The following is an 8516-nucleotide window of genomic DNA, read 5'->3' as shown; positions in this document are numbered from 1 at the left end:
CCCCCGGCACCCCCCGCCCCACCGGTCGGCACCGGCAAGATCAACCTGGACAAGGGCCGGGTCAACCTCCAGAAGAATCAGACGGTCTCCCTGGTCAAGGGCGGCAAGCCGCTGATGACCTCGGTCCGCATGGGCCTCGGCTGGGAGCCCGCCTACCGCGGCAAGGACATCGACCTGGACGCCTCGGTCATCGCGTACGGGCCGCAGCGCAACCACATCGAGTCCTGCTACTTCGGCCGGCTCACCATCCTGGGCGGGGCGATCCAGCACTCCGGTGACAACCTCACCGGCGAGGGCGCGGGCGACGACGAGGTCATCACCGTCCACCTCGGCGGGCTGCCGCCCGAGGTCACCGGACTGGTCTTCACGGTGAACTCCTTCTCCGGCCAGAAGTTCAACCAGGTGGCCAAGGCCTACTGCCGCCTGCTGGACGGCACGACGGGCGAGGAGCTGGTGCGCTTCGACCTCACCGGCGCCGAGCCCCGCACGGGCGTGATGATGGCCAAGTTCGTCCGCCAGTTCTCCGGCGAGTGGGAGATGACGGCGCTGGGCGACTTCGTCGACTCCCGCACCGTGAAGGGCATGGTCAAGCCCGCCGCGCAGGCGCTCTGAGCGACGCGGGTGCGCCCGGTGGTCCGTGCGGGGCACGGACCACCGGGCGCGGGTGGTGCGGTCGGAGCTCAGCAGGCGCCGCCGTGGCCCTGGCGGCGCCACGGTCCGGTGATGGCCAGCATGATGCCCGGCACCTGGATGTTGGCGAACAGCGTCCTGCCGTCGGGCGAGAAGGTCACACCGGTGAACTCGCTGTACTCCGGCTCCTGCGCGGTGCCGATGTTCAGCTCGTTGCGGGCGATCGGGTAGGTGCGGCCGTCGCCGAGCGCGCCGAACAGGTGCTGCTGGCCCTCGCCGTCCTCGGCGATGACGAGGCCGCCGTAGGGCGAGACGGTGATGTTGTCCGGGCCGTCGAAGGCGCCGTCGACCGACGGGTCGGGGTTGACGCCCAGGAGGACCTTGAGGGTCAGGGTGCGGCGCTTGGGGTCGTAGAACCACACGGCACCGTCGTGGGCCGCGCCCGGGCTCTCCTCGCGGGCGTAGGAGGAGACGACGTACACGCCGCCGTCGCCCCACCACATGCCCTCCAGCTTGCGGGCCCGGGTGACCTCGCCGGCCGCGAACTGCTTGCGGACGGAGGTGGTGGCGGCGTCCCGGTCCGGGACGTCCACCCAGTCCACGCCGTAGACCGTGCCGATCTTCGTGGCACGGGACAGGTCGTCGACGAACCTGCCGCCGGAGTCGAAGCACTTGAAGGCCTGCAGCACACCCGCGTCGGCCTTGAGGGCGCGCAGCTTGCCGCGGCCGTGGTGGAAGCCGGCCGGCGGGGTCCAGCGGAAGAACAGGCCGTTGGGGTTGGAGGCGTCCTCGGTGAGGAAGAGGTGGCCGCGCTTGGGGTCGACGACGACCGCCTCGTGCGCGTAGCGGCCCAGGGCCTTGATCGGCTTGGGGTCGCGGTTGGCCTTGCGGTCGTACGGGTCGACCTCGAAGACGTAGCCGTGGTCCTTCAGGAAGCCGTTCTTGCCGGCCTTGTCCTCGGTCTCCTCGCAGGTCAGCCAGGTGCCCCAGGGGGTGCGGCCGCCCGCGCAGTTGGTGACCGTGCCGGCCACGCCGACCCACTCCACGACGTGGCCGCCGTGCTGGGCGACCTCGACGATGGTCACGCCGCCGGCCGCGCCGGAGTCGTAGACCAGGCCCTCGGTCAGCGGGACCGGGTGCGGCCAGTCGGCGCGGGCGCCGGCCAGCTCGTGGTTGTTGGCGAGCAGCGTGGCGCCGCGCAGGCCCTCGAAGGTCGCGGTGCCGTCGTGGTTGGAGGGGGTCGACTCGCCGGACTCCAGCTTGGTGACGCCGGTCCTGGTGATGACGCGGTACGAGAAGCCCTTGGGCAGGGCCAGAATGCCCTTGGGGTCCTTGATCAGCTCGCCGTAACCCAGCTGGCCGTGGTGCCGGGACGCCCCGGCCTCCGCGGCGGTCGCCGGGGCCTCGGCGGCGAGGGCACCCGGTGCGGTCGCGAGGACGTCGACGGTTCCGGCCAGCGCGACTCCGGCGCCGGTGATCGCCGTGCGCTTGGCGAAGTCTCTACGGGTGAGCGGCATCGTTGTCTCCTGGGGCCACGAGGTCACTGCTCTGCCGCAGTCACGCTCCCGCCCCGTGGCGAACGGGAGTTGAACTGAGCGGGACATTCCGACGCCCATTCCCTGAGGCGTTCGGGCCTCCTCCGCGCCCCGTTCCGCGCCGCGGCAGGCGGCTCAGGGCGCCGTGGGTCCCGCCGAACGGGCCTTGAACGCGGCCTTGCGCGCCTCCTTGGCCAGCCGCTTGTCGGGGTGGATGCGGCCCATGGCCTCCAGGACGTCGGCGGTCGCCGGGTGGTCCACCCGCCAGGCCGCGGTGAAGAACCCGTCATGCCGGGCGACGAGGTCGGTGACCAGCTCGCGCAGCAACTCGGGGTCGTCGTCGGCGTCGAGCTGGGCGGCGATGGTGTCGACCGTGAGCCAGAAGATCATGTCCTCGTCGGGCGCGGGGACGTCCGCCGCCTCGCGTTCGGTCAGCCAGACCCGGGCCAGTCCGCCGAGCTGGCGGTCGGGCAGGACCTCGCGCAGGGCCGGCTCGGCCTCGTCGCCGAGCAGGCTCAGGGTCTGCTGGGCGACCAGCCGGCGGCCGGGTGCGTTGCGGTCCTCGCCGCGCGCCGCCTCCAGCAGCTCACGGGCCGCGTCGTACGGCTTGCGGTTGCCGAGCCACGCGTCGGCCTCCCGGCGGGCGATCTGGTCCGGGTACCGGAACAGCGCCTCCAGGAGGGCGGCGGCGGGCTCCCCGGCCAGGTCACCGGCGACCGGGGCGTGCAGGCCGGCCTCGACCATCCGGGACCGCACGCCGTACGCGCCGAGCGGGGTCAGCCGCACCAGGCCGTACCGGGAGACCTCATCGGGCCCGATCTCCTGCGGGAAGGCCACCGTCCCCTCGGCGGGACCGGCGTCCTCGGACTCGGCCTCCTCGATCAGCGCCTCGTCCAGCGGCTGGTACTCCAGCAGCCCGGTGGTCGTGAGCAGCCGGAAGTGCTCGTCGAGGCGCATCATCACCTCGGTGACGTCCTCCAGCAGGGCGTCGCTCGGCTCCTCCACGTCCTCGGGGACGACGAGGGAGGCGGCCAGGACCGGCAGCGGCACGGCGTCCTTGGCGTCGCCGCCGGAGTCCTCCATGACGGTGAAGAGGTACAGGTTGGCGAGCGCGCCGTCGAGGAACTCGGCCTCCTCCTCCGGGTCCCAGTCCAGGGTGCTCAGGTCGACCTCCCCGTCCGGGCCCAGTTCCTCCAGCAGGCCGTCCAGGTCGGGGGTCGCGGCCTCGGCCAGCGCCGTGTCCAGTGCGGCGAGCCACAGCTCCAGCACCTCGCGGGGCTCGCCCGTGTCCAGCCGCGTCAGCGCCTCGCCGGGCACGGCGCGCCCCGCGGGCTCGTCCAGGGCCACGCTCGGGGCGCCGCCCTCCTCGTCCTCGTCCGCGGTGTCCGCGATGTCCAGGTCGACGAGGCCCGCGTCCACGGCCACGCCCCAGGCCTGGGTCGTCTCTGCCGGGCCGTCCGGCTGCTCCTCCAGACCCAGCTCGCGGACCGCGCGCGGGACGTCCTCGGCGGTCAGCTCCCCCATCGCGTCCACGGTCACGTGCGGCGCGCACCAGCGCGCCAGCCGTACCGCGCGGTCGAGGAGCGGTACGGCGAGTGCGAGCCGCGCCAGCTCCTCCTCGGGCAGCAGCCTCACCGGCGGCAGGTCGAGGCGGTCAGCGGCCATGGCGGGATCTCCAATGCAGCGGTGTCCGGGGGCGCGTGAGCGCGCAGCACCAGCCTAGACGTGCGGGCGCCCGGCGGGTGCGCTTCGGCCTCCCGTCACCCGTCGTTACCGCAACGGACGCGCGAGGCGGCGGCATTGGCGCGCGTCGGCGGACCCCGGAGGGCGACCACGGCGGCTCCACCCGTCAGCGGTGTCACTTCCGCCCCACCGCCGTGGCCGGGCACCGGTGCGCACGTCCCGGAGCCCGCGCCACACGGCGCGCACCGGTGCGCGCCGTGGCGTACGGCGGGGCCCCTCGCGCCCCACGGGGTGGGGCGGGGTCGGGCGCCGGGCACCTGACATGGTCCCCGCCATGACGACGAGCGGGGCGGAGCCGACGCAGGAGGCGCTCGACCGGCACGTGCGGAGGTTCTTCGCGGGCCACCCGGTGGGCACGGCCGACCACGACCTGGGCGACGGACGGCGCGGCACGGTCCCCGGGCTGCGCGTCCTGGAGGTGGGCCCGGGCCCCCGCGGCGGCTACTGGACCTACGTCACGGCCGGTCGCGGGTCACGGGCCGACCGCGACGGCCACCGCCTGGAGTTCGTGCTGACCGCCCCGGTCCGCGACCCCCGCTTCGCCGACCTGGTCGCCATGACCGCCCACCACCAGCGCGGTCCCCGGCCGCATCCGCTCGACGTGGGCCACAGCCTTCCGGTCGGCGAGCCCTGGGTCCCCGGTTCGGCCTGCGACCACATCCTGGTCAGCCTCCCGTATCTGTACGGCCCCGATCTGGAGGTGTGCCGGCTGCCGGACGGCCACGCCCGTCTGCTGTGGCTGCTGCCGGTGACCGCGTCCGAGATCGCCTTCCGCCGGCCCTGCACCGGGCGCCGGTCGTCTGAGCCGGGTCGCTCCGCGGGCACGGCCGTGGTCAGCCCTGCGAGAGGAAGTCCTCCAGGGCCTCCAGCCAGGCGTCCGGCTGGTCGACGTGGGCCATGTGCCCCGCCTCCTCGATCACCGCGGCCCGCGCGGACGGGAGGAGCCGCAGCGTGGGTGCGACCAGACCGGCCGGGAAGGTCATGTCCTGCCGCCCGTGCAGCAGCAGCACGGGCACGCCGAGCGCCGCGAGCCGCCCGGGGTCGCCGGGGCGGCGCGGCCCCGGCAGCGTCCCGGCCTGCCAGGGGCGCAGCCACTCCCCGGTGAAGCGGACGCCGCGCAGGACGTCGAGGTAACCCGGCAGGGCCTCCTCCCGCCACACGTTCGCCCGTGCGGAGGCCACGGCGGCCGCACGTGTGAGGGCCGCTCCGGACAACGAGCGGTCGGACCACACCGCGGCCTCCGCCGCCAGCCGCTCCTCGCGCTCCGGCCAGCCGTCGAAGGCGTCCGGCGGCACCGGCAGGACACTGCTCGACGCGATCACCAGGCGTCGTACACGCCCGGGCGCGGCCAGGGCGAGGCGCTGCGCGATCAGCCCTCCGTACGAGAAGCCGAGGACGTCCGTCCGCCCGATCCCCAGGGCGTCCAGCAGCCGCACGAGGTCGGCGGTGGCCGCGTCCGGCGTGTAGTGGCCGTCGGCGAGCCCGCGCGTGGAGCGCCCGCAGCCGCGCAGGTCCGGGAGGACGATCCGGCGGTGCCCGGCGAGCCGGTCCAGGGGCCGGCGCAGATAGGTGTGGTCCCAGTCGGGTCCGCCGTGCACCACCAGCAGCGGCGGCCCGGGCGGACGGCCCGCCCGGGCGACGAACAACTCCACCGCCGGGTCGTCCGAGACCGGCACCAGGATCTCCTCGAACACGGGGGCCAGTATGACGATCCGACAACGTCCCTAGGATGGCCGGGTGACGACGGACACCGCTACGCCGGACCGCACCGAAGACGCCGCCGGCGGCCCCCGGGCGGCGACCGCCGCCGACTGGCCGCTGCGACTGCGCCGGTTCGGCCACAGCCCACGCCCCCGGACCGACACGCGCGAGCGGCTGGTCCCGCCCTTCCCCGAACCGGGCACCCGAACATGGCAGGCCCTGGGCCTGGGTCCGGCGCGGGCGCACCGCGCCGCACGGGCCATGGGCTGGCTCGGCCCCGCCCTGGTCGCCGTCCTCGCCGGAGTGCTGCGCTTCGTGGACCTCGGCAGCCCGCGCGCCATCGTCTTCGACGAGACGTTCTACGCCAAGGACTCCTGGTCCCTGCTCCGGCTCGGCTACGAGGGCACCTGGCCCGACCGCAAGGTCTCCGACCCGCAGATCCTGGGGGACCCCCAGGTCATCCCGCTCTCCGGGACCGGCCACTTCATGGCGCACCCGCCGATGGGCAAGTGGGTGATCGCCCTCGGCGAGTGGATGTTCGGCCTGAACCCGCTCGGCTGGCGTTTCATGGCGGCCGTGCTCGGCACGCTGTCGGTGCTGATGCTGTGCCGCATCGGCCGCCGGCTGTTCCGCTCGACGGCACTGGGCTGCCTCGCGGGCGGCCTGATGGCGGTGGACGGGCTGCACTTCGTGATGAGCCGGGTCGCCCTCCTCGACGTGGTCGTCATGTTCTTCGTGCTGGCGGCGTTCGGCTGCCTGCTGATCGACCGCGACCGCGCGCGGGCCCGGCTCGCGGCGGCCCTCCCGGTGGACCCCGACGGCTTCGCCGGGCCCGACGCGGTCACCGGCGCCCGCGCGGGAACAGGCCCGCGGCCCTGGCGGCTCGCGGCCGGCGCGCTCCTGGGCCTGGCCTCCGCCGTCAAGTGGAACGGCCTGTACTACCTGGCGTTCTTCCTGCTGATGACCGTGCTCTGGGACGTCGGCGCCCGCCGTCTGGCCGGGGCCCGCCGCCCCCGCCGCGCGGTGCTCCGCCGCGACCTCGGCTGGTCCTTCCTGTCCCTCGTCCCGGTCGCCCTGGTCACGTACCTGGTGACCTGGACCGGCTGGTTCCTCAGCGACGACGGCTACGGCCGGGACTGGGCCGACGGGCGCGGCGGCACGTGGTCCTGGATCCCGGCGCCGCTGCGCAGCCTGTGGCACTACGAGTACGCGGTCTACCAGTTCAACGTCGGCCTGGAGGACCCGCACCCGTACCAGTCCAACCCGTGGAGCTGGCTGGTGCTGGGCCGCCCGGTGTCCTTCTTCTACGAGTCCCCCAAGACGGGGCAGGACGGCTGCGGCGCCGCCAACTGCTCGCGGGAGATCCTCGCCCTCGGCACGCCGCTGCTGTGGTGGGCGGCCTGCTTCGCCCTCGTCTACCTGCTCTACCGCTGGGCGCTGCGCCGTGACTGGCGCGCCGGCGCCCTCCTGTGCGCGGTCGCCGCGGGCTACCTCCCGTGGTTCCACTACCAGAACCGCACCATCTTCTCCTTCTACGCCGTCGTCTTCCTCCCCTACCTCTGCCTGGCCCTCGCCATGACGCTCGGCGCGCTCCTCGGACGGCCCGGCGCCGGCGAACGCCGCCGCACCTACGGGGCGGTGGCCGCGGGCGTCCTCGTCCTGCTGATCGTCTGGAACTTCCTCTACTTCTTCCCGATCTACACAGGGCGGACGATCCCGTACGACGACTGGCACGCCCGGATGTGGCTGAACACCTGGATCTGACCCGGCCGCCCGGGGCCGGGATACCATGCCCGCCCGTCCAGGTAGCCCCGTCCGGAGGTGTGCGATGGCACGTCCCGTCTTCCCCGAGGCCCCCGTCCCGCCCGGTGAACTGGACCGCGCACTGCGGCCGTTCGGCACCTCGACGATGCTGCCCGGCGAGGCGTACACCTCGGCCGCCGTCCTCGACTGGGAGCGGCGGCACCTGTTCGCCGGCACCTGGTGCTGCCTCGGCCGCGCCGACGACCTGTTCACCGGGCCGGACGGGACCGCCGTCACGCAGCGCGCCCTGGTCGTGGGCGACGTCCCGGTCCTGCTCACACGCTCCGGGGACGGCGGCGCCGTCCGCGCGTTCGCCAACACCTGCCGGCACCGGGCCCACGAACTCCTGCCCGAGGGCGGCACGGGCACCCGGGAGATCGTCCCGTGCCCCTACCACGCCTGGGCGTACGGCCTGGACGGTGCGTTGCGCAGGGCGCCCGGCTTCCAGGACGTGCCCTCCTTCGACCGCCGGGACCACGGGCTGGCCGAACTGCCCGCCGTCGAGTGGCACGGCTGGGTCATGGCCAACGCGACCGGCGGCGCGGCACCGTTCGCCGAGCACCTTGGCGGGATGGGCCCGCTGGTCGACCCGTACGCCCCCGGGGAGCTGAAGGCAGCCGAGCGGCACGCGTACACGGTCCGCGCGAACTGGAAGGTGATCGCCGAGAACTACCACGAGTGCTACCACTGCCCGCTGATCCACCCCGAGCTGTGCGCCGTGTCCCCGCCGGCCAGCGGCGACAACTACGACCTCCCCGGCGCATGGGTGGGTGGGGCGATGGACCTGCGGGACGGCGCGGAGACGATGTCCCTGACCGGCCGGTCCCGGGGGACCTTCATCGACGGCACGGACCGGCGCCGCGTGCTGTACCTCGGCCTCTTCCCGAACCTGCTGCTCTCCCTGCACCCCGACTACGTGATGACCCATCTGCTCGTCCCGGAAGCCCCGGACCTCACCCGGGTCACCTGCACCTGGTACGTACCCCAGGGCGTGGCCGACGCCTCGTACGCCGTGGAGTTCTGGGACCGCACGAACCGGCAGGACTGGGCCGCCTGCGAGTCGGTGCAGCGCGGCCTGGCCTCCCCGCACTACCGCCCCGGCCC

The 8516-nt window shown here is 74.1% G+C and carries 6 protein-coding genes and 1 pseudogene; 4 read left to right on the top strand and 3 right to left on the bottom strand.

Translation table 11 applies throughout. The features are described from left to right. Positions 1–612: TerD family protein (locus PV341_RS41590; protein WP_500360564.1), on the top strand; the 612-nt coding region annotated here is incomplete at its 5' end. A gap of 68 nt (positions 613–680) precedes the next feature. Here the strand turns inward: PV341_RS41590 and PV341_RS41585 are convergent. Next, complete coding sequence (locus PV341_RS41585; RefSeq protein ID WP_500327277.1) at positions 681–2147, bottom strand: alkaline phosphatase PhoX; 1467 nt, start codon at positions 2145–2147, stop codon at positions 681–683. A 153-nt stretch (positions 2148–2300) separates the two neighbouring features. Next, entirely contained in the window at positions 2301–3830 is a 1530-nt protein-coding gene (locus tag PV341_RS41580; RefSeq protein ID WP_500327275.1) for a hypothetical protein, read from the bottom strand. A 340-nt stretch (positions 3831–4170) separates the two neighbouring features. Between PV341_RS41580 and PV341_RS41575 the strand changes: the two are divergent. Further along, positions 4171–4626: pseudogene (locus PV341_RS41575) on the top strand (suppressor of fused domain protein); the annotation flags it as partial. Positions 4627–4741: 115 nt separating this feature from the next. On the opposite strand, the gene PV341_RS41570 reads toward PV341_RS41575, so the two are convergent. Further along, positions 4742–5602, bottom strand: coding sequence for an alpha/beta fold hydrolase (locus tag PV341_RS41570; RefSeq protein WP_500327274.1), 861 nt, complete (start codon positions 5600–5602; stop codon positions 4742–4744). 43 nt (positions 5603–5645) lie between these two features. On the opposite strand from PV341_RS41570, the gene PV341_RS41565 reads away from it, so the two are divergent. Beyond that, the gene (locus PV341_RS41565; protein WP_500327273.1) at positions 5646–7373 is read left to right on the top strand and encodes a dolichyl-phosphate-mannose--protein mannosyltransferase; all 1728 of its coding nucleotides are present in this window, start codon (positions 5646–5648) and stop codon (positions 7371–7373) included. Positions 7374–7437: 64 nt separating this feature from the next. Then, a partial coding sequence (locus tag PV341_RS41560; RefSeq protein ID WP_500360562.1) for an aromatic ring-hydroxylating oxygenase subunit alpha occupies positions 7438–8516 on the top strand: 1079 nt, incomplete at its 3' end.

This window comes from Streptomyces sp. PA03-1a, assembly GCF_033792805.1.
GTDB lineage: Bacteria > Actinomycetota > Actinomycetes > Streptomycetales > Streptomycetaceae > Actinacidiphila.
Note: the sequence above shows the minus strand (reverse complement) of the source record. Positions and strands in the feature narration are given on the sequence as shown.

What these genes read in the sequence shown, in the direction of transcription:
- PV341_RS41585 (WP_500327277.1), bottom strand. Translation starts at nt 2,147, where the DNA reads ATGCCGCTCACCCGTAGAGACTTCGCCAAGCGCACGGCGATCACCGGC.
- PV341_RS41580 (WP_500327275.1), bottom strand. Translation starts at nt 3,830, where the DNA reads ATGGCCGCTGACCGCCTCGACCTGCCGCCGGTGAGGCTGCTGCCCGAG.